Source organism: Nitritalea halalkaliphila LW7, from assembly GCF_000265075.1.
In the GTDB taxonomy this organism is placed as follows: domain Bacteria; phylum Bacteroidota; class Bacteroidia; order Cytophagales; family Cyclobacteriaceae; genus Nitritalea; species Nitritalea halalkaliphila.
Genome location: NZ_AJYA01000030.1, coordinates 53,315 through 77,542 on the forward strand (window position 1 = coordinate 53,315; position 24,228 = coordinate 77,542).

Below are 24,228 nucleotides of genomic sequence, written 5' to 3' on the forward strand. Positions count from 1 at the left end.
CACTAGGGTGCTGAGACAATTAAACGCTGGCCTACGCGGATAACATTATCGGCGCCTATCCCATTCCAGGACTTGAGTGCTTCCACGCTGATGCCGTACTGGCGACTGATCCCGAAGAGGGTGTCGCCCTGCTGCACGGTATGGGTGGTTCTGCCATTTGCCGGGCTCTCGGTTCTTGCTGGTGGCGGCGTACTGGTCGCAGGTCGGGGAGCGGGCCCTGGCTGGGCGGGCGCTGCCTGACGAGGTGCTGCCGGTCTGTTATCTGCGGGCACGTTTTGCGTGCGTATGGCTTCGTTTTTTCCACGTCGCTTGCGCAAATTTAACACCATTCCGGGACGAATCTCATTTTCTTTTAGTCGATTTAGATATTCGAGGCGCTGCAAGCGGATTCCGTAGCGCTGCGCTACATGCCAGAGGCTTTCTCCAGCGCGTACCACGTGGGTTTCGGCGTCTTCTGCGCGTCCCCGTTTTCGCTGTGTGAAATAGTTGACCCCCGCTTCTATGGGAGCTCCCTTTTCCAGATCATTCAGGCGGCGGAATTTACCTTCTCGCATGCCCAGCTGTGCTGCCATGGCGCTTTGGCTGGTCGCCTGCTGCGGTACAGCTCGGGTGCGCTTGTTAAAATAGCTGAGGCGGATGGCACATTTCCTGCCAGCAGGCTCGGATCGGAGGGGGAAGGGACTGCTTGTGGGCGACGTTCTGCCAGCACGGGAGGCCGTATATCACTGGCTCCCGGGACGATTACGGTGTAGGTTTTATCGCCGGGGATGTGTCCATCACGTGTCCATTTGTTGTAGGCCTCTAACCGCTCCAGCGGGACAGACCATTCCGCGGCCAGAGATTTTAGGGTGGTGGGGCCTTGAAGTGGGACGGCTTGGAGGCTCTCTGTTTGGGAGACGAATCCATCTTGATATCCCTCGAATGCCACTTTATGTGCCAGAAATTTCTTGAAATACCAGTGTGTTTTGCGGTCTATTTGAAGCTTGCGCTGACCGCTAAATTGAGAGCCGAAATAATTTTTGGCCCCACCGGGCCCCATCTGATAGGCCACGATCGCCACCATCCAGTTGTCGAAGGTAGCCATGTTTTTCCCTAGGTAGCGGGCGGCTCCTTGGGTGGAGCTGACGATGTTTTTGCGTTCGTCGATTTGTCGGTCCACACGAAGGAAGACCTCTTCGGCAGTTCCTTGTTTGAACTGCCAGTAGCCCACGGCGTTTGAGCTGGAGACGGCATCGGCGATCAGGCTGCTTTCTTGGATCACCAGGTATTTCAGGTCGTCGGGCATGCCTGCGGCACGGAGTTCGGCCTCTACGAGTGGCAAGTAGGTGCGAATGCGTCTTAGCTTAATCTGCAGGTAATTTTCATTTCGGTAGAGGGCATCGACATCCGCTTGAATTTCGCGGCGTGCCTGCGCATCCAGCTCCAGCTGCATATTCGCGACCTGCATGCGGGCGGGCACCTGCGGAACGGGTCTATTAAGCACCGATCGGAGCGCCGGGCTTGGTCCTATGGTTCTGGCGCTCAGGCTGTCTGGCGAGCTCCAGAGGATTCCAGTAAGGAGGGTCAGCAGTAAAAATGACATGCAGCGTTTCATACTTATTTTTTACGGGCCACGAGGATTCCGTCCCTAATGGGGAGCAAAATGTTATCGACGCGGGGGTCTTCCTGCACCATGCGGTTAAAAGCGATAAGTGCAGCGGTATCTTTATCCGGCTTTTTCGGTCCCTCGTGCAGAATTTTTCCTGACCAGAGCACATTGTCGGCCAAAATTACCGCGCCCGGCGCCAGTTTATCGAAAATTAAGTCGTAGTAGCGACCGTAATTTTCCTTATCGGCATCGATGAACACCATATCTATCCCGTCGGGCAGCGCAGGGATTAGCTCCTGTGCATCTCCCAGGCGGTAGTCGATTTTATCGCTTAGGCCTGCTTTTTCGAAAAAGCCTCTGACCATCGTTTCCAGTTCCACATTGATATCCAAGGTATGCAAAATGGCGTCCCCTTCCAGGCCGCGCGCCATGCAGATGGCCGAATACCCGGTGTAGGTGCCTATTTCCACCACGCGCTTTGGGCGAATAAAGCGTGTAAGCATTTCGAGAAACTTTCCCTGTAGGTTTCCGGAAAGCATGCGTGGCATCAGCACTTTCAGGTGTGTTTCGCGTGTGATATGCGCCAGAATCGGATCTTCCGGGCTTGTGTGTGCCTCGCAGTAGGCTTGTAGTTTTTCGTCTATAAATTCCATATCAGGCAGGCTTGTAGGTGAGGGTGCTTAGCTCGCTTTCGGCGAACATCTCTTGTGCGATTTCTTGGAGGGTTTCCGCGCGGGTGCTGCGGATAAGCTCGAAAATACTTTCTAGGCTTGGGATTTCGTTTTTATCGAGGATATTTTTCCCAAAGACCAGCATCAGGGCGGCGTAGTTTTCTTCTGCCATGGCCATTTGGCCCACGGCCTGCTCCTTCGCCATGTGCAGCTGCAGGGTGCCCAGTTTTTTCTCGCGCAGTTTTTTCAGTTCCTTTCGGACTAGGGTATGGGCTTTCGTCAGGGTGCCCACTTCCGTGGCAAAAAAAATGCCCCAGAAGCCCACGTCATGAAAGGTCTGGTAGTGGGCTTCCACGCCATAGACGTATCCGTTTTTTTCCCGCAGTGCCATGTTCAGCCGGCTGTTCATGCTGGGCCCTCCGAGGATATTATTCAGCAGGAAAAAGGGGTAGCGGTAGGGGTGGCTCAGGCCATAGCTGACCTTTCCGAGGGCCATGTGGGCTTGGGTTATTTCCTTCTCCGCCGTCTGCAGTTTCGGGACGTACTGGGTGAAGGGGAGACGCTCCCGCGTCAAAAATCGGGAAGGGATAGCGCTTAGGAAGCCTTCTACGGTGCGCAGGACTTTTTCCCAGGGGATGTTTCCGACGACGGAGAATACGATTTTTCGCGTGTCGAGATTTTTTTCGATGAAGGCTTTAAAATCCTTTTGGGCGAAGCCCGAAACTGTCCTCTCGTTCCCGAGGATATTTCCGCCCAAGGGGTGCCCCTGAAAGAGGAGGGCGTCGAAGTCGTCCTGGATGCTGTCGTCCGGAGAGTCCCGGTACATGGCCATCTCCTCGAGGATGACCTGTCGCTCCTTTTCGATCTGCTTCGGCGGGAAGATGCTATCGAAGGTGATGTCACAGAGGAGCTCTGCCGCTTTCGCAAAGTGCGTGTGCAGGACCGAACTGTAGAAGCAAATTTTTTCTTTGGTGGTGTAGGCGTTAAGTTCACCCCCGAGGGATTCTAGGCGATTGATGATATGAAAGGCCTTCCGTTTTTTGGTTCCCTTAAAGGCCATATGTTCCCAGAAATGTGCCAGCCCCTCTTCTTCCGGGGTCTCATCTCTGCTGCCAATGTCGAGGATAAATCCGCAGTGGACGAGCCGAGTGTGGGTGATTTCTTGGTGAACGATGCGAATACCATTCGGTAACTCCTTTAACTGATAGGCCATGAAAATACGGTACGGATAAAAAGCTCCGGAGGGCGAAAGTGTCCTTCCGGCATTATTTTACCTGCGAATATAAGGATTTATTTGTTGAATTTCTCGGGCTGGGGATTGTCGATTAAAGCTCGTATTTTCGTCTTTGGAACGGGCCGGAGGCCTGAAAGTAAAGATTTTACCTTTTAAGCGAAAAGACTTATGCGTTATACGACATTACCAGCGGCACTTTACCAGCGAAATCGGGACAAGTTGCGGGCGCAGCTCCTGCCGAACTCCGTGGCGGTGCTCCATGCGAATGATATTTTACCGACGAATTCGGACGGGACGATGCGGTTTAAGCAAAATTCAGATTTGTTTTATTTAACGGGCATCGATCAGGAGCAGACGATCTTGCTATTATGTCCGGACTGCCCGGATGTGCAGTACCGAGAGGTGCTGTTTATTCGGGAGACGGATGCGCATATAGCGATTTGGGAGGGCCATAAATACACGAAAGAGGAGGCTCAGGCGGCTTCCGGTGTGGCGCGCGTGGAGTGGTTGTCGCAGTTTGATCGTATATTCTCTATCTGTATGGCCCTGAGTGAGCAGGTGTATCTGAATACGAATGAGCATTTACGGGCGACGGTGGAAATCTCCAGCCGAGATGCTCGTTTTATCAGCAGCTGCAAGGAGCGTTTTCCGCTTCACACGTATAAGCGCTTGGCGCCGCTCCTGCATCAGCTTCGCAGCGTGAAGGAGCCGGAAGAAGTGGAACAGTTGCGTCGTGCCTGTGCGATTACGGAGGCAGGTTTTCGGCGCGTTTTAGCGAGGTGCGGCCGGGTATTCGGGAATATGAGATCGAAGCGCTGTACAGTTATGAATTTCTTCGACGCGGCAGCCGCGGGTTTGCCTACGAGCCGATCATCGCCTCAGGACGTAATTCTTGTGTGTTACACTATGTCGAAAATAAGGCCGTCTGTCAAGAGGGGGATCTTTTGCTCTTCGATGTAGGTGCGGAGTACGGCAACTACAATGCAGACATGAGCCGCACGATTCCTGTAAGTGGGCGTTTTACCGCGCGTCAGCGTGCGATTTACGATGCTGTTTTAGGCGTGCAGCGGGAGGCGATGCAGCTGCTTCGTCCTGGAATTTCCATTCAGGAGTACCATAAGGAGGTCGGAAAGATCATGGAGTCTGCACTACTCGGCTTAGGCTTGATCGATCGCACGGATATAAAGAATCAAGATCCTGTCTGGCCGGCTTACAAAAAATACTTTATGCATGGCACCTCACATCACCTGGGGCTGGATGTCCATGATGTAGGAACGATGCATGCGCCGATAGAGGCGGGAATGGTTTTCACCGTGGAGCCGGGGATTTATGTGTTGGAGGAGAACATCGGCATTCGTTTGGAGAACAATATTGTCATCCAGGAGGACGGGTTCGAAGATTTAATGGCCGGGATTCCCATCGAAGCGGAAGAAATCGAAGCGCTGATGCAGGCGGGTCGTGGCTAATCGAGGGTAAAGGTATGTTTTTTAAAAAAAGAAAGGCTGATTTCGCGAGAAATCAGCCTTTTGTAATTTGGGCAGCGCCCAAGATCTTATCCGATCGCTACACGCTTAAATGCGGCTACGGTTAGGCCTTTGCTTACGCTGTCTAAGTACTGCGCGATAGACTTGCTGTTGTCCTTCACGAACGTTTGGCTTAGCAGGGTATTTTCTTTGTAGAATTTATTTAGTTTACCGATAGCGATTTTCTCGAGCATTTCTTCCGGCTTGCCTTCTTGTCTTGCTTGATCTTTACCTACCTCGATTTCTCTTTCTACTACAGAAGCATCCACACCGTCTTTATCTAGAGCCACCGGGTTCATAGCGGCGATTTGCATGGCTACATCTTTGCCAGCTTCCTCCACATCAGTACCGCTAGTATTTTTTAGTGCTACGAGAACACCTAATTTACCATTCGAGTGAATGTAAGGAACGACAGCTTCGCCTTCTACTTGCTCGTAGTGAGAGATTTCGATTTTCTCACCGATTTTACCTGTAAGTTCGATGATTTTTTCACCTACTGTATTGCCATCTAGAGGTAGTGCGAGGATATCTTCTACTGTTTTCGCTTGGTTTTCAGTGGCTAATGCGATGGCTGTGTTCGCGAATGCCACGAACTCTTCGTTTTTCGCTACGAAGTCCGTCTCGCACGTTAATGAAAGTAGGTAACCAGTAGTGCCATTTACACGCGTTACGATAGTACCTTCTTTCGTTTCTCTATCTGCTCTGGAGGCAGATACTTTTTGCCCTTTTTTTCTCAGGATATCGATTGCCTTTTCAAAGTCACCTTCCGCTTCGGTTAGGGCTTTTTTACAGTCCATCATACCGGCTCCGGTCATTTTTCTTAATTCGTTAACTTCTTTTGCAGTAATCGCCATGATTTAGAAAGTTTATGTAAGAGGTTGTATATCTTTTTAGGGGTTTCGCTGCGGCAAAGGCAGGGGGAGTGGAGGGGGCTAAGCCTCCGAATATTAAACAAATTGAACACAGGGCGTTACCGTATGTTCAATTTTTTGTAAACATGCTGTCAAATCGAATTATTCAGCAGAGTCAGCATCAACAGCTCTCTTAGCTGCTTCTTCTTCTTGCTGCTTCGCATCTTCTTTATCTCTTTTACGCTCGGATAGACCTTCTTCTATCGCTGCGCCAAAGAGTTTTACGAGAAGAGAGATAGACTTGAACGCATCGTCATTTGCCGGAATTGGGAAATCTACCTCATTCGGGTTAGAGTTCGTATCAACTAAAGCAAACACAGGGATACCAAGCTTTTGTGCTTCGGCGATGGCGATGTGTTCTCTTTTGATGTCTACTACGAAAAGAGCTGCTGGAAGGCGTGTAAGGTCAGCGATACCGCCGAGAACCGTTTCCAGTTTTTCTCTTTGACGTGTGATCATCAAACGCTCCTTCTTCGCCATGTTCTTATAAGACTCTTCCTTCATCATTTTGTCGATGGAAGACATCTTCTTCAGAGATTTGCGGATGGTGGCGAAGTTTGTGAGCATACCTCCTAACCATCTTTCGGTTACGTAAGGCATGTTAAGTCTTTTTGCTTCTTCAGCTACTAAGTCTTTCGCCTGCTTTTTCGTCGCGACGAACATTACTTTTTTGCCAGAGCGAACGATTTGCTTGATTGCATTGGATGCTTCTTCGAGGCAAACAAGCGTTTTGTTTAGGTCAATGATATGGATACCGTTCTTCTCCATGAAGATGTACGGAGCCATTCTTGGATCCCACTTTCTCGTCAAGTGTCCAAAGTGAACACCAGCATCCAGTAAGTCTTTATATTCGATTTGTGCCATTGAATAATTTTTTTTCTAAAGAGTATAATAAGTAGATTCCGATTAACGCTTAGAGAACTGGAATCTTCTTCTCGCTTTTCTACGACCCGGCTTCTTACGCTCTACCATACGTGGATCACGTGTTAGGAAACCTTCTTTCTTAAGCGGAGATCTAAATTCTTCATTGATTTCGCAAAGCGCACGAGCGATCGCCATACGGGCAGCTTCTGCTTGGCCTTTGATGCCACCACCATCTACTGTGATGTTGATGTCATATTTTCCATCCTCGCCCACAAGCGCTAAAGGCTGCTTGACCACGATCTGATGTAAGTCGAAAGGGAAGTAAACAGCGATTTCTCTTTTGTTTACGGTGATAGTACCATTCCCTGGCTTTAGGTAGATTCTCGCAACAGAGGTTTTTCTTCTACCGATAGTGTTGATAATTTCCATAGACTGCTGATCGATTAGAATTTGATTTCTTTCGGCTGCTGAGCGGCGTGCGGATGCTCAGGGCCTTCGTAAACGAATAGGTTACGGTATAGCTGACGACCCAGTCTTGTCTTAGGAAGCATACCACGTACCGCTTTCTCTACGAGAATACGTCCGTCTTTTTCCTTCAACATACGTGGGGTAGAGATACGCTGACCACCCGGATATCCCGTGTGACGTACGTACACCTTATCGTTCCACTTATTACCGGTTAATCTAACCTTCTCGGCGTTAATAACGATCACGTTATCACCGCAGTCCACGTGAGGGGTAAAGTTTGGTTTATGCTTACCTCTCAAAATACGTGCTACCTCACTCGCAAAGCGACCTAAAACTGCAGCTTGGGCATCCACAACCACCCAATTCTTGTCTACAGTTGCCTCATTCGCGGATTTGGTCTTATAGCTTAATGTATCCACTGTGTAAATGTTTAATTATGAGCTTATTAAATACAATAATCCCCTAAAAAGGGACACAAAGATAGATGCTTTTTCTTTCATATGCAAAAGAAAGCATGCTATACCTCACATTTTCTTGCACTTAGCTGTTCTTCTCCAGCTGTCGTACCAGTACATCGAAATCCTTTGGGTAAGGGGCCTCCACTTTTATGGTCTGACCATCTGTTCCCTGGAAGCAGATTCCGTAGGCATGTAAGGCTACGCGCTGTAAGATAGGCAGCTCTTCTGTGCCTTTTTTTAAATTGAACCTCCGCTTCAGCTGTGACAGATAGATCAGTGCGCCCCCATACGTGGTGTCGCAGCAGATCGGGTGGCCTAGATAGGCCAAATGGACCCGGATTTGGTGCAGGCGACCGCTAATCGGTTCACAGGCGAATAGCGTATGCGCATAGTACGTCTTCAGGGTTCTGACTCGTGTTTGAGCGGGCTTCCCCTCTTTGTTTATGCGCGCGATTCCTTTGTTGGTAGCCACTATGTTTCGGTCCACTAGAACTTCCTCATAGCGATGTATCCCTGCTGTAACGGCATGATACACTTTCTGCACTTCTCTGTTTTCAAACTGTATCGCGATGTTACGATAAGCCTCCTGGTGTTTGGCGATAACAAGGCATCCGGAAGTTTCCTTGTCCAAGCGATGACAAACCTGGGCATCAGGGGTGTATGCTCTGGCAAGTTCCAGCATATTCTGGGCTTCATGCCTATCGTCCAGCGTCGATAAAAAGGGAGGCTTATTGACTACGAGGTAATCCTCGTTTTCAAACAGCACGAGCGTCTTAAAATCAATTTTTTTCATGCAGTTCGCTACCAATAAGGGCGCAAAAGTAGGCAATAAAGTTGATTACTGAAAATACTTCGCTCAGAATATATTCTTATCGACTCCTGCCCAGCTCTTCTGCATGGTATTTAGTCTGCGACAAAGGCCCTGTAAAGTGCATTTAGCGTCTCTTCGAGGTCTTCGGCGAATCCCCCATGCGGTCGGGAGGTCTGCAAGATGGAGCTGCGGTTAGCAGTCAGCCAGCGAAAACGGGCTGCGGCATCGTACTGCGTGATGGGGCTGTTCGGGTTTTTGCCAGCACAAATCTGCGCGATAGCGGTTAAGTAGTTTTGAATCGTCTCCAGGTCGGCGCTGGGGTCCAGGGCTAATACTTTATGGAGGTCCTGTTGAGCTTGCAGGCTAAAAACTTTTGCTGCTTGCAGCAGATAAGCACGCCTACGTTAACGAATTCCTCCCGTTCCACGCGGGGTACGATTCGGAGGACGGCATATTCATATAAGTGCTTTCCTGGCATCTTGCGCTCCTTTTATAAAGTGTTCTGTATGATTCAAGCGGCTTTCCAAGTAGGCGGCATAAATGGCGCGGCCTTCCTCTGGGTGCTCGACGTCCCGAGAGGCTAAGATCCATTCATCGGGAATAAGGGCTACTATTTGCTGCAATTTCTCAGCTGTAAGCAGCTTCTTGAAGACCGCATCTACCTCTGCGAGCTGTGCAGCCTGGGGTAGTAGGACATGGTCTTTTATGAGGGGGAAGGGGCTGAGCGCTTGCTTTTCCCAGTTTTCCCAGTTGTGATGAAAAAGAAAGGAGGCTCCGTGGTCGATGAGCCAGAGCTCTCTGTTCCACCAGAGCATGTTGGTGTTTCGAAAGCTGCGGTCCACGTTCGTAATGAAGGCGTCTAACCAGACGATTTTCGAGGCCAGTTCAGCGTCTACGGTGGTGGCGCCGGGGTCAAAGGTGATGGCATGGGACAGGAAATGCAGGGCCAGATTAAGGCCTTGGCTACCTTTTAGTAGGTCTTGGATTTCCTCGTCTCCTTCCGATCGGCCGAAGGCTTCATCTAGCTGCGCAAAGACCAGTTCAGGGACTTTTAGCCCGAGCAGGCGGGCGATTTCTCCGCCGAGGAGTTCTGCTATCAGGCTTTTTCACGCTGACCCGCGCCTTTAAACTTCACGACATAGGAGAATCCATCGTCAGCATCAGCCAGGGCAGGGAGTGATCCCCCTTCGCGCAGTGGCATCCGGTAGCGGGTCACCTGCACCGTGCGCAGCTGAGGGGGAAGCGTGCTAGTAGACATGGGTATGATTTTTTTTACAAAGATAAGGCTTTAGCTCCAGATTTCACTTCTGCGGCAGGGAGGCTGAAGCTAAAGAGGGAGCCCTTTCCTACGGTGCTGCTGACGGAAATTTTACTTTTATGTCCTTCTAGGATGTGTTTTACGATGGCGAGGCCAAGGCCTGTACCGCCGGCTTCGCGGTTTCTACTTTTTTCCACTCGGTAGAAGCGTTCGAAAATTCGCTTTAGGTCTTCTGCGGGAATTCCTTTGCCATTATCTTTTACAGATACGTGGAGGCGGTTTTTTTGGGCTTTCAGGCTGACCTCTACTTCACCGCCTTCATGGTTGTACTTAATGGCATTCGAGATGAGGTTTTGGCAGACCCGAAAAATCTTTTCTCGATCCGCTTTCGTGAAGAAGGACTGGTTTTTATCTACGTAGAATCGGATGAGGACATCTCTTTTTTCGGCTTTTTGCTCGAGTTCTTCGATGACCTCAGCCAGTAGTGCGCGTAGGTCGAAGACTTCCAGGTTGAATTTGACCACCCCGCTTTCCATGCGGTTTAGGGTGAGCAGGTCCTGCACGAGGCGATCCAGGGAGTGGAGGCTTTTAGCCGCTCTTTTCAGGAATTTATAGCGGACAGCATCATCATCTACGGCGCCTTCGAGTAAGGTTTCGATGTAGCCTTGGGCGGCAAAGATGGGAGTCTTCAGTTCATGTGAGATGTCTGCGATAAACTCACGCCGGAAGGCGGCATTTTTCTGGAGTGTCTCGATTTCCTTATTGCGCGCCAGCGCGTAGTTATTTATCGTGGCGTTTATGTTTTTTAGCGGAGAAAGGCCTGGTTTAGCGGGCTTATCCTTTAGGCCAGTCAGGTCTTTTTTTCTGGATTTTTTCGAGGAGGGAGTAGATGTTCGCGATCTCCTTAAAGATTAAAAACTCCAGTGTGACCAGTGTGAGTAGGTAGGCGGAGGCGAAGGCCATACTCCAGGCCACTACGAGCAGCGTGGGGGTGGCGGCCTCCATGATGGACAAAAAGGCGACCGTTACAGAAGCGATCGCCAATCCTAAAATTAATGCTATCCCGCGGGATGTGGTAAACATCATAGATTAACCTAAGTCGAACTTATAACCCACTCCTTTTACAGTGGTAATATAGTCGTCACCGATTTTTTCGCGCACCTTTCGGATGTGTACATCCACGGTGCGTGCGAGGACGAATACGTCGGCACCCCAGATGTTTTGCAATAAATCGTCGCGACTGAAGACCATATTAGGGTTTTTCGCGAGGAAATACAAGAGTTCGAATTCTTTTTTCGGCAGCGTGATGGTTTTACCGCTTTTATCGATGGTGTAGCTCGTGCGGTCGATGGTGAGGTCCCGGATTTTGATTTGGGATAATTCCTGTTCCTTTTTTGATTCGCGGCGGAAAAGGGCAGCGATGCGGCTCATCAGGGCGCGAGGCTTAATGGGCTTGGTGATGTAATCATCTGCTCCTACATCGAAGGCAGCTACCTCACTGTATTCTTCAGCGCGGGCTGTTAAAAAAATGATAAAAGTATTTTTAAGGTCTGGATTTTCTCGGAGCTGCCGGCAGGTTTCCACTCCATCCTGTAGGGGCATCATGATGTCTAAAAGTATGACATCGGGTTTAAATCGGGCGGCTGTCTTTACCGCTTTCACGCCATCCTCTGCGGAGGCGACATCGTAACCTTCTTTTTCGAGGTTATAGGTCAAGATTTCTATGATGTCTGGCTCATCGTCTACCACCAGAATCCTGACTTTCGGTTTTTCACTCATGTTAAGCGTGCTGCTAAAGGTTTTTTGATGACCCTAAATTAATGAAAGCAGGGTGAATTCGGCTATTTTTCACTTAGGAATTAAGAAAACACAACATGCCACCGATAAAATCGGTTGAATGTGAAGAGAATGTTAAAAAATAGTAACCTATTTATTACGTATGCCGCTTGCCTCTACCAGGTCCATGTGAAGGGCGCCTACGACTAACTTGGCTTTAATTTTAAGCGGGATCTTGTTCGCGTCGTCTGAAATCCATACCGTAACCGGGTACTCTCCCTTGAAGAGTTTGTTTGGCGGCATTACGGGGGTGAAGAGCATGGTTTCATAGGTGCCCAACTTGGTTTTGAGGGTTTCCCTCCCCTCGTAAATTAACTTGATGGCGTAGGTTTGTTTATCGAAAAAGCATTAATGGTAATGACGTCACCGGGCTTATGGCGTCCCAGGTCCATGGATCTAAGGTAATAAAAGCCGCTAACGATGTCCTGTACTTGCTGGGGGATATCGAATGTTTTCGTGTCCACGACCTTCGTATCTTCCCTATCAAAGAGCTTCATTTCGGCCTTGCCTTTCTGCTGGTCGAAATAGACACGTTCATTTTTGCGGTATTTACCTTCTTCTAAAAAGCGATAGGAGTGATAAGGGATGAGGCGGGCGGTGTCCAGATAGGTGCCCCAGGTATCGTTTACTTTAAATAGTTTAAAGATTCCCAGAGTTTGTCCAGTGACATCGATTTTATAGACGGGGCGCTCATTAAAGCGCTTCACTTCTGGAGCTACTTCCATAACGGCTTCTGCGGCATTTAGAAACCCATAGCTGACGGTGAATTTTAAGGATTCCCCCTTCGTGAATGCGCGCTTCTTCGCCTGCGCATGCCCTGGATCAGGAAGCGTAAAGGCAGAAAGTGTGACAATGAGTGACACAAAAAGACTTAATCGAAGGGATTTATTCATGATATGCGCATGCTTTCAAATCTTATTCCAATCTTTACAACGTCAAAGAGAAGGACTTCATGTATGGATGGTCGGAAATCCTTTTCTTTAGGAGCTCTAAACTCTTTGGAGTGTTTAAAACCACTTGTAAGTGTTTGGAGTTTGTTCACCAAAGATAGAATACGTAATTTCGAGAATCCTTGTTTGTTAAGAAAAATTAATTAGAAAGTATGAGTAGTGCGAGCGAAAAACTAAAGGCTTTACAGCTGACTATCGATAAATTAGAGAAGTCCTATGGAAAGGGGACTGTCATGAAGCTAAGTGATAACAAAGTCTTAGACATTCCTGCCATTTCCACGGGTTCTTTAGGTTTAGACATGGCATTAGGGATCGGTGGGATTCCACGAGGTCGGGTAATCGAAATTTACGGTCCAGAGTCTTCGGGTAAGACTACCTTAACGATGCACTGTATCGCTGAGGCGCAGCGTCAGGGCGGTTTAGCGGCCTTCATCGATGCAGAGCATGCCTTCGACAAGACCTATGCAGAAAAACTGGGGATCGACACGGAGAATTTACTTATCTCGCAGCCCGATAATGGTGAGCAGGCGCTCGAAATCGCAGAACATTTAATTCGTTCCGGGGCCATCGATATTATCGTGATCGATTCCGTGGCGGCACTCGTGCCAAAGGGTGAGCTCGAGGGCGACATGGGAGATAGTAAAATGGGTCTTCAGGCTCGTTTGATGTCGCAGGCGCTGCGTAAGTTGACAGGAGCGATTAATAAAACGGGCTGTGCGTGTATCTTTATCAATCAGCTACGGGAAAAAATCGGTGTGATGTTCGGTAACCCTGAGACTGACGACGGGGGGGAATGCGCTCAAGTTTTATGCTTCTGTTCGTTTAGATATCCGTAGAATCGGTCAGATTAAAGAAGGAGCAGATAACATCCTTGGAAACCGCACGAAAGTGAAGGTGGTTAAGAATAAGGTAGCACCTCCATTTAAGGTAGTAGAATTCGATATCATGTATGGTCAGGGGATTTCTAAGGTAGGTGAAATCATCGATCTGGGTGTGGAGTTTGATATTATTAAGAAGGCGGGCTCTTGGTTCTCCTATGATGGAAATAAGTTGGGCCAGGGTCGGGATGCAGTCAAGAATTTGATTTTGGATAACCCTGAGCTCATGGAAGAATTAGAGCGCAAGATCAAGGAGAAAGCGGGTCTCGGTGCCAAGTTGCCGGAGGAGCGTGGTGAAGAGGCAGAAGGTTAAGGCTATCTCCCTTTCTGGTTTTGAGCATATAAAAAACATCCCCGACAGTCAGGTTTAGACGTGTCGGGGATGTTTTTTTTGCGCGGCTACGCGCAAAGGGGACGGTCACCCATTCTGGGCCCTCTTTACCGTTTAATTCTTCCTGTAATCCTATTAATTCGCTCGGATGGCCTCCACGGGGTCTAGTCGGGAGGCTAAGGTGGCTGGGACGATTCCTGAGAGCACGCCGATGACGGAGGAAATCGTAACGCCCAGCATGACATTTTTAAAGGTCATGACGAATTCGAAGGAGCTACGGGGATAAAGGTGAGTAAGTACACCAGTAAGATGCCTCCCAGCCCTCCGATGAGTGAGAGAAATACGGCCTCAAAAAGGAATTGGAAGAGGATAAAGAAGTTTTTCGCGCCGAGGGATTTTTGTACTCCAATGATGGTGGTTCGTTCTTTCACAGATACGAACATAATATTCGCGATGCCGAAGCCTCCGACTAAGATGGAAAAGCCTCCGATGACTGCCCCTGCGATGCTGATCACGGAAAAGATGGAGCCGATGGTGTTCATGATGAATTCGGACTTGTTTAAGGAGAAGTTGTCCTCTTCTGTCGGCTTTAAGCCGCGTTTGGCTCGCATAAGGCCGATGATCTCGTTTTCGAGGGCGATCATTTGCTGCTCATCGTCTGGGCCTTTAATGGCGATGTCGGGCTCGATGCCGCGATTGCCCACATAATAAATTTTAGTGAAGGCAGAAAAAGGAATGATACAGGCTTCATCTTTAGAAGGCGCATCGAAGAGTCCTTCACCTTCCTCTTCGAAGATGCCGATGACGACGAACTTACGGCCTTTAATTTTTATTTCTTTGCCGAGGGCATCCTGTCCTGGGAAGAGGTTTCGGGCTAGTTTCACCCCGATTAAGGCCACATTTCGGCCTGCGTTCGTTTCGATTTCGGTAAAATAACGTCCAAATTCGATCGGGACGTCATAAACATCTTTGTAGGAAAAGGTGACACCGGTTAGGTTGGTTCCCCGAAAGGAATTGTTGCCAGCTTGCACGGTAACACTGGCGTTAGCGAAAAAGCTGACGCCTTCTGCGTTCCGAAGCTGATTGGATAAAAACTGGTATTCGCTGTAGGTGTTATAGGGCCGCTGGAAGTATTTCCACCAGGGGTAGTCTGCTGAGCCCACGAATTCGAAGCGATTAATGGTGATCACATTACTGCCTAAAAAGCTGAAGCTATTTTTAATGCTGCGTTCTAGGGAGTCCACAGCGGTGAATACCGCGATGATGGCGAAGATTCCCACCGTCACCCCGAGGAGGGAAAGAACGGTGCGGGTGAGGTTCGAGCGCAGGGCTTGCATCGCAAAGCGCAGACTTTCGTACGTTAGCTTAAGGAAAATCACAGTAAAGGGCTTGGTCTAAAACAATTACCGAAGATATGTAGATTTAGGGACTTTTTCTTATTATCTTTGCATTTTTTACGATTAGTCGTAAAGTCTACCTAACTAGCTATTTATATCTCCTTATATGAAGTTATCCGATTTCAAATTTGAAGTACCGAAAAAACTTATTTCTCAGTATCCTGTGGACAATCGAGACGAGTCTCGTCTAATGGTGGTACACCGCGCCACGGGTGAAATCGAGCATAAGCTTTTTAAGGAAATCGTCACCTATTTCGGAGAGGGTGATGTATTCGTGATGAACAACACCAAGGTTTTTCCTGCCCGCCTGTATGGCAATAAAGAAAAAACGGGTGCTAAAATCGAGGTGTTTTTATTGCGCGAGTTAAACCAAGAGCTGCGGCTGTGGGATGTGCTCGTGGATCCTGCGCGTAAGATTCGCGTGGGCAATAAGCTGTACTTTGGGGATAGCGATTTAGTGGCTGAGGTGATCGATAATACCACTTCTCGCGGCAGAACGATTCGTTTTCTCTTCGATGGAACGGACGAGGCCTTTTATAAGGCGATCGATTCTTTAGGTGAAACGCCGCTCATTAAGGAACATATCGAGCGGAAGGTGGAGCCAGAAGATCGTGAGCGCTACCAGACGATTTTTGCCAAGCATGTCGGTGCGGTGGCAGCACCTACGGCGGGCTTACATTTTACGCCACATCTTTTAAAGCGCTTAGAGCTGGTAGGGGTGCAAGTGTCTCCCATCACGTTACATGTGGGCTTAGGGACTTTCCGCCAAGTGGACGTGGAAGATCTCACCAAGCACAAAATGGATTCAGAGAACTACGAGATTCCTCAGGAAACGGTGGAGCATGTGAATCAGGCTTTAGACCAGAAAAAGCGTGTCGTGGCGGTAGGGACGACTTCTCTGAAAACGATCGAATCTTCTGTGACTGCAAATAACAGGTTGAAGGCGAGTGCAGGCTGGACGGATAAGTTCATTATCCCTCCTTATGAGTTTAAGATTGCTAATGCACTGATCACGAATTTCCACCTTCCGGAGTCTACGCTGCTGATGACGGCTTCGGCTTTCGGTGGATATGACCTGATTATGCGTGCCTATCAGGAGGCTATCAAAGAAAAGTACCGCTTCTTCTCGTATGGGGATGCGATGTTAATTTTATAATCTACCCCTTGGCGGCAGCAGCTGTTAAGTGAAGTGATAAGCTATGAAGCGTTTCGTTATCATCGTGGCTGGAGGAAATGGTTCCCGTATGGGGGCCAGCATCTCCAAACAATACTTGGAAATCGGCGGTCGACCGGTCCTCATCCGTACCTTAGAAAAATTCGCTACCGTAGTGCCGGATGCTCACTTGCTTTTGGTTTTACCAGAGCGAGACTTTTTGTTTTGGGAGGCACTCTGTGCTGAGCACGGCTCTAAGGTAGCGCATCAGGTGGTGGCCGGGGGCCAAAGCCGTTTTCAGTCTGTCCGAAATGGTCTGCGCGCTATCCCTCCTCAGGAGGGACTAGTGGCGATTCACGATGGGGTGCGCCCCTTCGTGGCAGATGAGGTGATTCGTAAGAGCTTTGTGGAGGCTGAGACGCATGGAAGTGCTGTGGCAGTAGTTTCGCTGAAAGATTCTATTCGCGAAATCGAGGATTCGGGAAGGTCTAGGGCGAGGGAAAGACAAGCGTTTCGTTTGGTTCAGACCCCACAGACCTTTCGGTTGGAGGCCATTCAAGCGGCTTTTACGGCCGGGGAACTGGCGCACTTCACAGATGATGCCACCGTGTACGAGCATAGTGGCAAAGCCGTCCACCTCATAGCTGGTAATTTAGAGAACATTAAGATCACGACTCCTGAGGATATGGAGTTCGCCGCGTATTTGTTAGCAAGAGAGGGAAATTGACTTTTCGTCGTTGGTAAGGATAAGGGGTATGCGGTGAAGTGGCTGTCTGGAAGCTCAGTTATTTTTATTTGGAGGCATTGGTCTGGTTTTTTGATGTTTTATTCTTTGCCTGTGGGGCAAATGATAAATTCTGTACATTTGTATAGAACCAGCATTTCCTATTATGAAAAAGACACCAGTGGGTCAAAACTCTTCTGAGATTACATTGGCCATAATCCTGTTCGCTGCGGGGGGAGTCCTGCTCCTGCGTGCGCTAGACGTTTCTCTTCCTAGATGGTTATTCAAGTGGGAAGTGATTTTAATGTTCATCGGTGCTGCTATCGGTATCAGCAGTAGATTTAAAAATGCTGCTGGCTATATCCTTTTACTGATTGGGTCGGTCTTTTTACTTCGTGATTTTGTGCGTTTTCCCAGTGGCTGGGAAGATTTTATTTTACCTGCCTTGTTTATTAGTTGTGGGATTTATCTTTTGATTCGTAAAAAACGACAGGAGGAACAGCTGGCCATGCTTTTTTCCCAGAAGCAGCCTAAATCTACGGAGGCTGCACGTGCTTTTACTTCTGCCGGGGCGTCTCCTGGTGCTGTGGCTGGACAGGGCTTTGGTTCGGGAGAACCTCAAAAGGAGCAGGATCAGGCTTCAGTGCATATGGAGGAGTCCGAGGTGCAAGCATTGGAGTCACTTCACATCAATGCTTTATTTACGGGGATCGAGCGCAGACTACCTGTGGGGAGTTTTTCGGGAGGTAAATTTTCTGTTTATTTCGCGGGAGTGGAGCTGGATTTATCGAATACGCAGCTCGATAGGGAGGTGAGCTTGCATGTGGATGTGGCATTTGGAGGGGTGAAGCTTATTTTGCCGCAGGATTGGCAGGTGGATATCATCAGTACCCATATTTTCGCTGGGGTGGAGGATAAGCGCATGCCGCGGTTTCCGCATCAGAAAGCGCGGAAGTCGGCGGGGCGCCTATTGATCACGGGCTCAGTGCTTTTCGGAGGGATTGAGCTGAAGTCTTATTAAAATAAAGTGGTGTAAAATTAGCCCTAAGTAAACTTAGGGACCTAAAAAAGCTAAGGTGTGGGTACACCTTAGGCTTTAATCATGTGGAGGAGAGTGTTTTAGTACTCGTCCTCATTAAAGAAAAAGTCGTCCTTAGTAGGGTAGTCAGGCCAAATTTCCTCGATATTCTCATACGGTTCGCCATCATCTTCTAGCTCCTGAAGGTTTTCGACTACTTCAAGCGGAGCCCCGGAACGAATCGCATAATCGATTAATTCGTCCTTAGTCGCTGGCCATGGAGCATCCTCCAGGTATGAAGCTAATTCTAATGTCCAATACATAGTCTTTTCGTTTAATGTTTTAACGCCTTGAAAAAGGAATGCAAAAATAGAAATCTTCTGAAATTTTTAATGCATAACGTCCTAAATGTTTGAAAGTTCTTTCAGGATATAATTTTTTACATCCACTTTTCGCTTGTACGTACTGAGCTTGCGTCTAATCATCATCGCTGCGTCTCCTTCGTCTGTACGGAAGTTTTCTGCATTATCTTTAAAGGTTTCCAGTTCTTTTTCATCACGCTGAAGGAGGTCTTTTAGTATGCCTGCTTTTATCTTTTTTTGTTCATCTGCGGGCATTTCTCTGTAGTCCTCGTACTTCCCTTTGGCGAGTTTTTCTAAGAAGCTTTTTCGAATGCCACCTCGGCGAAGAACTGGAAAGAGCTCATGAGTAATTTAGCCTCTCTAGGCTTGCGTGGGGGAAGTTTTTTCCATTCCCCTTGAATTTTCTTTACGGTGTTGGTTCCTTCGTAGGTGCTCGGACTTTTTGCGATTCGTTTGACTTCGGCGAGCATTTCCTCCATCTTCTTGGTAATTTCCCAAGGGCGAAGTTGGGGGCCTGTTTGTAAACTTCTGCGGTAGCGGCTGAAGATTCTGTTGTTCAGCTTAGAGAACTCATCCCAGAGGGGAGCTCTTCTTTCGGCTGGCACTCTTCCGGCTTCCTTCCATTCTTTTTGGATGCGTTTACTGATTTCGAAGGCTTTTTTCGCGTCCGGCATGTTAAAGGCCTGCTGAGCCTGCATGACGAGCGATTCATAGGTCTTGATGTTTACCTCTGCTTGTTTGGCTAACTCATCGAAAAACTGCTTACGTCGATCGAAAAAATAGTCCAGTATGGCATTAAAGGTTCTTTCCATTTCCTCTTCGAGCTCTTTGTCCACCGGACCTGTTTTAATCCAGCGCATTTTCAGCTCCTTCATAGCCTCTCCGGCTTCCTTCCATTCGTCAGAATCTTTCAGGTCTAGGGCCTCCATGATGAGTCCTTCCTTGATGGTTTTATTTCTTTCCCTGTTCTGCTGAATGATTTCTTCCAGATAGGTCTGTATGCCATTTAATTCCTCGATTACGGGGACGAAATCCCCTAAGGCGTCATAGGCATAGAGCGAGTCACGCAGGTGGATGAGCTTCATCAGGAAAGAACCCTTGTTTTGGTTCTCTTCGATATCCTGCTTGAGCTTGTTTACTTTTTCTAAAAGCATTTCGAAACGCTCTTCGAAATACTTGATGGTAGAAGCTTCGTCTTCTTTGACCTCGCCTATTACCCTATCTTCCTGATTCAAAAAGCCTTTCAAGTAGACTTTCCCCTCTTTGATGTATCCGTATGGATGCTCCATTTTGACTTAATAGGTTGTTAGTTGTTTTACCCTCACTAAAGTGCAAATTAATTAATTCAATCGCATTTATCCTAAGAAACAAGTATTTTTACCATCTTTGTCTCTAAGGATTGTCTAACTTAATATTTACCGTATGAGTTCTGAAAAAATCATCTTTTCTATGGCGGGGGTGTCAAAAATCTACCCTCCTCAGAAAAAAGTACTTAAAGATATTTACCTTTCCTTCTTCTATGGCGCTAAGATCGGTGTTCTCGGTCTGAATGGCTCGGGAAAAAGTTCCCTTTTACGCATCATAGCGGGCATGGATAAGGAGTTTCTCGGCGAGGTGGTCTGGTCTCCGGGCTACTCTGTGGGCATGCTCGAGCAGGAACCCCAGCTGGACCCGGAAAAAACGGTGAAGGAGGTGGTGGAAGAGGCCGTGGCCGAAACGGTCGCTCTCTTAAAGGAATTCGAGCAGATTAATGAGCAGTTTATGGATCCTGCGCTGATGGAGGATGCCGATGCTATGGACAAGCTGATTACCCGTCAGGGAGAGGTTCAGGAGAAACTGGATGCAGCGAATGCTTGGGAGCTTGACACGATGTTAGAGAAGGCGATGGATGCTTTGCGCCTGCCGCCCTCCGAAGCCATCGTAGGAAATCTCTCTGGGGGAGAAAAACGCCGAGTGGCCCTCTGCCGTCTGCTCCTGCAGGAACCGGATGTGCTGTTACTCGATGAGCCGACGAACCACTTGGATGCAGAGTCGGTGCTTTGGCTGGAGCAGCACTTACAGCAGTATAAAGGTACGGTTATCGCCGTGACGCACGACCGTTATTTCCTCGATAATGTGGCTGGCTGGATTTTAGAGCTTGACCGCGGAGAGGGGATTCCGTGGAAAGGTAATTATTCTTCTTGGCTAGAGCAAAAGCAAAAGCGCCTGCAGCAGGAGGAAAAGACGGCCTCTAAGCGTCAGAAGACTTTAGAGCGGGAGCTTGAGTGGATCCGCATGGCGCCGAAGGCCAAGCAGGCTAAAGGCAAGGCGCGTTTAAATGCCTATGACAAGCTTTTAAGTGAGGAGTCGAAGGAAAAAGAGGCCAAGTTAGAGCTGTACATCCCTCCAGGGCCTCGCTTGGGTGCCAAAGTGATCGAGGTAAACGGAGTTTCTAAGGCCTACGGGGAGAAGCTACTTTTCGAAAACCTGAGCTTTAACTTGCCACAAGGGGGGATCGTCGGCATTATCGGGCCGAACGGTGCGGGTAAGTCGACGCTTTTCAAGCTGATCACGGGCCAAGAAAAGCCTGATGCGGGGGATTTTGAGATCGGTGAGACCGTGCAGCTCTCCTATGTAGATCAGGAACATGGAAGTTTAGATCCGAATAAGACGGTTTATGAGATCATCTCTGGTGGTAATGAAATCATCAAGATGGGCAGTAAGGAGATCAATGCGCGCGCCTACGTGGGCAAGTTTAACTTTACGGGCTCTGATCAGGAAAAAAAGGTGGGTGTGCTTTCCGGCGGTGAGCGTAACCGCGTGCATTTAGCCATGATGCTGAAGGAAGGCGGGAATTTACTCCTATTGGATGAGCCCACGAATGATTTGGATGTGAATACGTTACGTGCCTTGGAAGAGGCGCTGGAGAATTTTGGCGGCTGTGCGGTGGTGATTTCCCACGACCGCTGGTTCTTAGATCGTATTTGTACGCATATTTTAGCCTTCGAGGGCGATTCTCAGGTGTACTGGTTTGAGGGGAACTTCTCCGATTATGAGGAGAATAAGAAAAAGCGTCTGGGGGATCTGACTCCGAAGCGTATTAAGTACAAGAAGCTGAAGTAAGTATTTCATGCTTGGCCTTTGCGCCTCGGCGCAAAGCAAAAGGAAGGCCGGCTTAGAGACCTACATCTAAGCCGGCTTTTTTCGTGTGCGCTGATGCTTTTTTTATTTTTAGTTAAATATTTTTACCGTATTCGTAAGCATACGTCTGAAATACTGTATATTTGGCTAAGCACAGCGTAGGACTATGAGAACATTACTTTTAAGACCAGGGGCGGAAGAGCTGAGTTATGAGATCCGCGGTATCGTGAAAAAGGCGCGGAACATCGCAGCACTGGGGCAGTCGATAACCTGGGAGAATATCGGAGACCCTATTCAGAAAAACAATAAGATTCCGAGCTGGATGAAGGCGATCGTGTCAGAGCTGGTGCAGGAGGATGTCAGCTACGGTTATGCAGATTCTAAGGGAGTACCGGCTACGCGTGCCTTTTTAGCGGAAAAGAATAATGCCCAGGGAGGCTGCCAGCTTACAGCGGAGGATATTTTGTTTTTTAATGGTCTGGGAGACGCGATAGCGAAATTATACCAGTTTTTAATTCCTACGGCGCGGATTATCGGGCCAAGTCCTGCTTACAGCACACACAGTTCGGCGGAGGCTGCCCATGCGAATGCGGCACCGATCACCTATCGATTGGATCCAGAGAATCACTGCTGCCGGATATGGAAGATTTATATAATAAAGTAAAGTATAACCCTTCTATCGTCGGTATTTTAATTATCAATCCAGATAATCCGACGGGAATGGTCTATCCGCGGGAAGTTTTAGAGCAGTTCGTGGCGATCGCACGGGAGTTTAATTTGCTGCTGATTGCGGATGAAATCTACCAGCACATCACCTTTAATGGGTATGAGGCGGTTCCACTCGCGCAGGTGATCGGAGATTTACCGGGCATTTCATTAAAAGGGATTTCGAAGGAGTTTCCTTGGCCGGGAGCGCGCTGTGGATGGATGGAGTTTTATAATCGGGATGCTTCGAAGGAGTTTAATAAATTGGTGCAGACGTTGGAAAATGCGAAGATGATCGAAGTGTGTTCGACCATTTTACCTCAGCTGGCCATTCCTAAGATCATGGAGCATCCGGAGTATATACGCTATCGGGAAGAAAACAACCAAGCGATCGGGCGTCGAAGTGCATGGATGCAAGAGCTTCTGGAGGGGGTTCCGGGAATTCATTTTAATCCTACGCATGGTGCATTTTATAATACGATTGTTTTTGACCCCCTGCTGCTGAGTGATCGGCAGTATTTACCTATAGCGAATGAGGCCATAGCGCAAGAGGTCGCTCGTTGGGTGGCGGAGCCGGGACTGCCTGCAGATAAACGCTTTGTTTATTATTTGCTGGGGCAAACGGGGATTTGTGTGGTTCCAATCAGTTCGTTTTGTTCCGATTTACGGGGTTTCCGTGTGACGCTTTTAGAGGAGGATGAAGCGGTTTTCCGAAAGACTTTTGCGACATTGGCGCAAGCGATTCGAGACTATTTAAGCTCGGATCCAGCCTTATTACCTCGTTATGAGCAGGCATTAGCCGCTACTGCAGGACGCTACGCGTAAGGGGGCGATAGTAGACTGAGGGTGCTGAAGTCGGGCATTGGAAGGAATGTTACATAGGAATGGTTGGGTTTAGGCTAGGTTTTATTCGTTTAAGGGCCTAGTTTAGGCTGTCCAGCTTCCACCCAGGCACTGTACCAGGCGTCAGCTGTAACCTTAATGGCTTGGCGCATTCGGTCTTCGATCATGCCCTCGAGGCTTGGTGATAGGCTTGGCTGAAGGCAAAGGAATATGTTTTTTCTGTCCGGCCCGAGCGTTCTTCGTAGCTGTATTTTCCTTTTTTTCGGAATGTGGTGCTGAGTTGGCGTTCTACTTCTAAGGTCATGGGGAGTAGTGCATGACTTTCGCGGACGACTTGCCAGATTTTTTCTCTGAAATTCGGGAGGTAGCTCGCCCCTCCGACGAAGAAATTATATTCTGCGCTAAACAGCTCAGGGAGCCGAGTTTCCCAAAAGCCATGGATGCCGTATTGGTTCGTGTACTGTCCGTTGTAATTTTTAGTGGTATGCAGGGGGACGTGTGCGTCTCCGATGTAGTGGCCGATATCTGCTGCCAGTCGGAGGATTACTTTGGGGTCCCCTCCTTTAAAGGCTTCCACTAGGCGGAGCTGCGTTAGGTAGAGATTCCAGGGAGGATGCCGTTTTGACGTAGGAATTCTTCTCCGAGGGTCTCTTTTGCTGCTGTCCAGCTTCGTGGGAGGGTATAAGTGGCACTGTCGCCGAATGCTTCTAAATCGATGAAATGTTTTTCTGCCTCGCCTTTGACCGCAAAACGCCGTTTGTCAGGGTTTACTGCCAGCTCACGAAGCTCTTCTTGATGGAGAAGGAAAAAGGAGCGCATTTCGGGCGGTAGGGAGTAGACCGCCTGTTGGTTGATTAATTTATGTGCGTGGAAGCCCCAGAGCGTTAGGCCGCAGAGTAAGAACAAGTGTGCCATAGGTTTTGGGACAAAGGTCGGGGCTCTGGCCGAAGTAGTCGGAGATTAGTTGCTTGTAAATGTTTTTATGTATATTTGCGGTGCTTATGAGTAGAAAAGGTGGCGTTTTGGCTTTTTAAGCTGTTTAGTGGGCGTGGCTGGCGCAATGGTTTTAAAAATTCTTTTCTCTTTATGAGGCAATTTTTTGTGGTTACAAATAATTGAATTAAA

At 48.5% G+C, this 24,228-nt stretch carries 19 protein-coding genes and 8 pseudogenes; 7 read left to right on the top strand and 20 right to left on the bottom strand.

Annotation, left to right across the window (positions count from 1 at the left end):
- Positions 1-2: 2 nt before the first annotated feature.
- From A3SI_RS22695 to A3SI_RS11035, 4 genes are read right to left on the bottom strand one after another with little or no spacing between them, the layout of a single operon-like run.
- Positions 3-572, bottom strand: coding sequence for a LysM peptidoglycan-binding domain-containing protein (locus A3SI_RS22695; RefSeq protein WP_009055892.1), 570 nt, complete (start codon positions 570-572; stop codon positions 3-5).
- Entirely contained in the window at positions 527-1,594 is a 1,068-nt protein-coding gene (locus A3SI_RS17535; protein ID WP_238531727.1) for a lytic transglycosylase domain-containing protein, read from the bottom strand. Before A3SI_RS17535 ends, A3SI_RS22695 begins: the two co-directional genes overlap by 46 nt.
- Before the next feature lie 2 nt (positions 1,595-1,596).
- Complete coding sequence (locus A3SI_RS11030; protein ID WP_009055894.1) at positions 1,597-2,241, bottom strand: O-methyltransferase; 645 nt, start codon at positions 2,239-2,241, stop codon at positions 1,597-1,599.
- A gap of 1 nt (position 2,242) precedes the next feature.
- The gene (locus A3SI_RS11035) at positions 2,243-3,472 is read right to left on the bottom strand and encodes a M16 family metallopeptidase (RefSeq protein ID WP_009055896.1); all 1,230 of its coding nucleotides are present in this window, start codon (positions 3,470-3,472) and stop codon (positions 2,243-2,245) included.
- Between the two features lie 189 nt (positions 3,473-3,661).
- On the opposite strand from A3SI_RS11035, the pseudogene A3SI_RS11040 reads away from it, so the two are divergent.
- Positions 3,662-4,959: pseudogene (locus A3SI_RS11040) on the top strand (aminopeptidase P N-terminal domain-containing protein).
- An 86-nt stretch (positions 4,960-5,045) separates the two neighbouring features.
- Here A3SI_RS11040 and tsf read toward each other — a convergent pair.
- The 10 genes and pseudogenes from tsf to A3SI_RS11085 all read right to left on the bottom strand — a co-directional run bounded on the left by tsf (position 5,046) and on the right by A3SI_RS11085 (position 12,515).
- Positions 5,046-5,870 (bottom strand): translation elongation factor Ts, encoded by an 825-nt coding sequence (gene tsf / locus A3SI_RS11045; RefSeq protein WP_040670726.1) that lies wholly within the window; start codon positions 5,868-5,870, stop codon positions 5,046-5,048.
- A gap of 159 nt (positions 5,871-6,029) precedes the next feature.
- Positions 6,030-6,791: a 30S ribosomal protein S2 gene (gene rpsB / locus A3SI_RS11050; protein WP_009055903.1), complete on the bottom strand. Its 762-nt coding sequence runs from the start codon at positions 6,789-6,791 to the stop codon at positions 6,030-6,032.
- 42 nt (positions 6,792-6,833) lie between these two features.
- On the bottom strand, positions 6,834-7,220 hold the full coding sequence (gene rpsI / locus A3SI_RS11055; RefSeq protein ID WP_009055904.1) for a 30S ribosomal protein S9: 387 nt from the start codon (positions 7,218-7,220) through the stop codon (positions 6,834-6,836).
- Positions 7,221-7,234: 14 nt separating this feature from the next.
- The gene (gene rplM / locus A3SI_RS11060; RefSeq protein ID WP_009055905.1) at positions 7,235-7,678 is read right to left on the bottom strand and encodes a 50S ribosomal protein L13; all 444 of its coding nucleotides are present in this window, start codon (positions 7,676-7,678) and stop codon (positions 7,235-7,237) included.
- A gap of 121 nt (positions 7,679-7,799) precedes the next feature.
- Positions 7,800-8,510, bottom strand: coding sequence for an RluA family pseudouridine synthase (locus A3SI_RS11065; RefSeq protein ID WP_009055906.1), 711 nt, complete (start codon positions 8,508-8,510; stop codon positions 7,800-7,802).
- Between the two features lie 110 nt (positions 8,511-8,620).
- Positions 8,621-9,006: pseudogene (locus tag A3SI_RS18295) on the bottom strand (DUF3037 domain-containing protein).
- Positions 8,984-9,786, bottom strand: a pseudogene (locus tag A3SI_RS11070) (HipA family kinase). The pseudogenes A3SI_RS18295 and A3SI_RS11070 overlap by 23 nt, the downstream one beginning before the upstream one ends.
- Before the next feature lie 14 nt (positions 9,787-9,800).
- A pseudogene (locus A3SI_RS11075) lies at positions 9,801-10,869 on the bottom strand (sensor histidine kinase).
- A gap of 6 nt (positions 10,870-10,875) precedes the next feature.
- Positions 10,876-11,565 (bottom strand): response regulator transcription factor, encoded by a 690-nt coding sequence (locus tag A3SI_RS11080; protein WP_009055907.1) that lies wholly within the window; start codon positions 11,563-11,565, stop codon positions 10,876-10,878.
- 147 nt (positions 11,566-11,712) lie between these two features.
- Positions 11,713-12,515, bottom strand: a pseudogene (locus A3SI_RS11085) (DUF3108 domain-containing protein).
- 209 nt (positions 12,516-12,724) lie between these two features.
- On the opposite strand from A3SI_RS11085, the pseudogene recA reads away from it, so the two are divergent.
- Positions 12,725-13,763: pseudogene (recA, locus tag A3SI_RS11090) on the top strand (recombinase RecA).
- A 153-nt stretch (positions 13,764-13,916) separates the two neighbouring features.
- Here recA and A3SI_RS11095 read toward each other — a convergent pair.
- Positions 13,917-15,160: pseudogene (locus A3SI_RS11095) on the bottom strand (ABC transporter permease).
- A 124-nt stretch (positions 15,161-15,284) separates the two neighbouring features.
- Between A3SI_RS11095 and queA the strand changes: the two are divergent.
- From queA to A3SI_RS17545, 3 genes are all read left to right on the top strand, one after another.
- Positions 15,285-16,334, top strand: a complete 1,050-nt coding sequence (queA, locus tag A3SI_RS11100) for a tRNA preQ1(34) S-adenosylmethionine ribosyltransferase-isomerase QueA (RefSeq protein WP_009055912.1) — start codon at positions 15,285-15,287, stop codon at positions 16,332-16,334.
- 43 nt (positions 16,335-16,377) lie between these two features.
- Entirely contained in the window at positions 16,378-17,058 is a 681-nt protein-coding gene (locus A3SI_RS11105; RefSeq protein ID WP_009055914.1) for a 2-C-methyl-D-erythritol 4-phosphate cytidylyltransferase, read from the top strand.
- A gap of 163 nt (positions 17,059-17,221) precedes the next feature.
- Positions 17,222-18,076, top strand: coding sequence for a cell wall-active antibiotics response protein (locus A3SI_RS17545; RefSeq protein WP_009055916.1), 855 nt, complete (start codon positions 17,222-17,224; stop codon positions 18,074-18,076).
- Between the two features lie 98 nt (positions 18,077-18,174).
- On the opposite strand, the gene A3SI_RS11115 is transcribed toward A3SI_RS17545, so the two are convergent.
- The 3 genes from A3SI_RS11115 to A3SI_RS11120 all read right to left on the bottom strand — a co-directional run bounded on the left by A3SI_RS11115 (position 18,175) and on the right by A3SI_RS11120 (position 19,724).
- Complete coding sequence (locus A3SI_RS11115) at positions 18,175-18,396, bottom strand: DUF2795 domain-containing protein (RefSeq protein WP_008625540.1); 222 nt, start codon at positions 18,394-18,396, stop codon at positions 18,175-18,177.
- A gap of 81 nt (positions 18,397-18,477) precedes the next feature.
- A complete protein-coding gene (locus A3SI_RS22705) occupies positions 18,478-18,690 on the bottom strand; it encodes a hypothetical protein (RefSeq protein ID WP_009055917.1) in 213 nt (70 codons plus the stop codon).
- 38 nt (positions 18,691-18,728) lie between these two features.
- Positions 18,729-19,724, bottom strand: a complete 996-nt coding sequence (locus A3SI_RS11120; protein ID WP_009055919.1) for a DUF349 domain-containing protein — start codon at positions 19,722-19,724, stop codon at positions 18,729-18,731.
- 133 nt (positions 19,725-19,857) lie between these two features.
- Between A3SI_RS11120 and ettA the strand changes: the two genes are divergently transcribed.
- Positions 19,858-21,537 (top strand): energy-dependent translational throttle protein EttA, encoded by a 1,680-nt coding sequence (ettA, locus tag A3SI_RS11125; protein ID WP_009055920.1) that lies wholly within the window; start codon positions 19,858-19,860, stop codon positions 21,535-21,537.
- 184 nt (positions 21,538-21,721) lie between these two features.
- Positions 21,722-23,085, top strand: a pseudogene (locus A3SI_RS11130) (pyridoxal phosphate-dependent aminotransferase).
- A gap of 181 nt (positions 23,086-23,266) precedes the next feature.
- Here A3SI_RS11130 and A3SI_RS17550 read toward each other — a convergent pair.
- The gene (locus A3SI_RS17550) at positions 23,267-23,680 is read right to left on the bottom strand and encodes a phospholipase C/P1 nuclease family protein (protein WP_050977503.1); all 414 of its coding nucleotides are present in this window, start codon (positions 23,678-23,680) and stop codon (positions 23,267-23,269) included.
- Between the two features lie 14 nt (positions 23,681-23,694).
- Positions 23,695-24,018, bottom strand: a complete 324-nt coding sequence (locus A3SI_RS17555; protein WP_050977504.1) for a phospholipase C/P1 nuclease family protein — start codon at positions 24,016-24,018, stop codon at positions 23,695-23,697.
- Positions 24,019-24,228: the final 210 nt, after the last annotated feature.

Excerpts from the sequence above, each read along its gene's own strand:
- A3SI_RS11080 (WP_009055907.1), bottom strand. The coding sequence starts at position 11,565 with ATGAGTGAAAAACCGAAAGTCAGGATTCTGGTGGTAGACGATGAGCCA.
- rpsI (WP_009055904.1), bottom strand. The coding sequence starts at position 7,220 with ATGGAAATTATCAACACTATCGGTAGAAGAAAAACCTCTGTTGCGAGA.
- tsf (WP_040670726.1), bottom strand. The coding sequence starts at position 5,870 with ATGGCGATTACTGCAAAAGAAGTTAACGAATTAAGAAAAATGACCGGA.
- A3SI_RS17555 (WP_050977504.1), bottom strand. The coding sequence starts at position 24,018 with ATGGCACACTTGTTCTTACTCTGCGGCCTAACGCTCTGGGGCTTCCAC.
- ettA (WP_009055920.1), top strand. The coding sequence starts at position 19,858 with ATGAGTTCTGAAAAAATCATCTTTTCTATGGCGGGGGTGTCAAAAATC.
- A3SI_RS11120 (WP_009055919.1), bottom strand. The coding sequence starts at position 19,724 with ATGGAGCATCCATACGGATACATCAAAGAGGGGAAAGTCTACTTGAAA.
- A3SI_RS11035 (WP_009055896.1), bottom strand. The coding sequence starts at position 3,472 with ATGGCCTATCAGTTAAAGGAGTTACCGAATGGTATTCGCATCGTTCAC.
- A3SI_RS17535 (WP_238531727.1), bottom strand. The coding sequence starts at position 1,594 with ATGAAACGCTGCATGTCATTTTTACTGCTGACCCTCCTTACTGGAATC.
- A3SI_RS22705 (WP_009055917.1), bottom strand. The coding sequence starts at position 18,690 with ATGCCCGCAGATGAACAAAAAAAGATAAAAGCAGGCATACTAAAAGAC.
- queA (WP_009055912.1), top strand. The coding sequence starts at position 15,285 with ATGAAGTTATCCGATTTCAAATTTGAAGTACCGAAAAAACTTATTTCT.
- A3SI_RS11115 (WP_008625540.1), bottom strand. The coding sequence starts at position 18,396 with ATGTATTGGACATTAGAATTAGCTTCATACCTGGAGGATGCTCCATGG.
- A3SI_RS11105 (WP_009055914.1), top strand. The coding sequence starts at position 16,378 with ATGAAGCGTTTCGTTATCATCGTGGCTGGAGGAAATGGTTCCCGTATG.
- A3SI_RS17545 (WP_009055916.1), top strand. The coding sequence starts at position 17,222 with ATGAAAAAGACACCAGTGGGTCAAAACTCTTCTGAGATTACATTGGCC.
- A3SI_RS11030 (WP_009055894.1), bottom strand. The coding sequence starts at position 2,241 with ATGGAATTTATAGACGAAAAACTACAAGCCTACTGCGAGGCACACACA.
- A3SI_RS22695 (WP_009055892.1), bottom strand. The coding sequence starts at position 572 with ATGGCAGCACAGCTGGGCATGCGAGAAGGTAAATTCCGCCGCCTGAAT.
- A3SI_RS11065 (WP_009055906.1), bottom strand. The coding sequence starts at position 8,510 with ATGAAAAAAATTGATTTTAAGACGCTCGTGCTGTTTGAAAACGAGGAT.
- rpsB (WP_009055903.1), bottom strand. The coding sequence starts at position 6,791 with ATGGCACAAATCGAATATAAAGACTTACTGGATGCTGGTGTTCACTTT.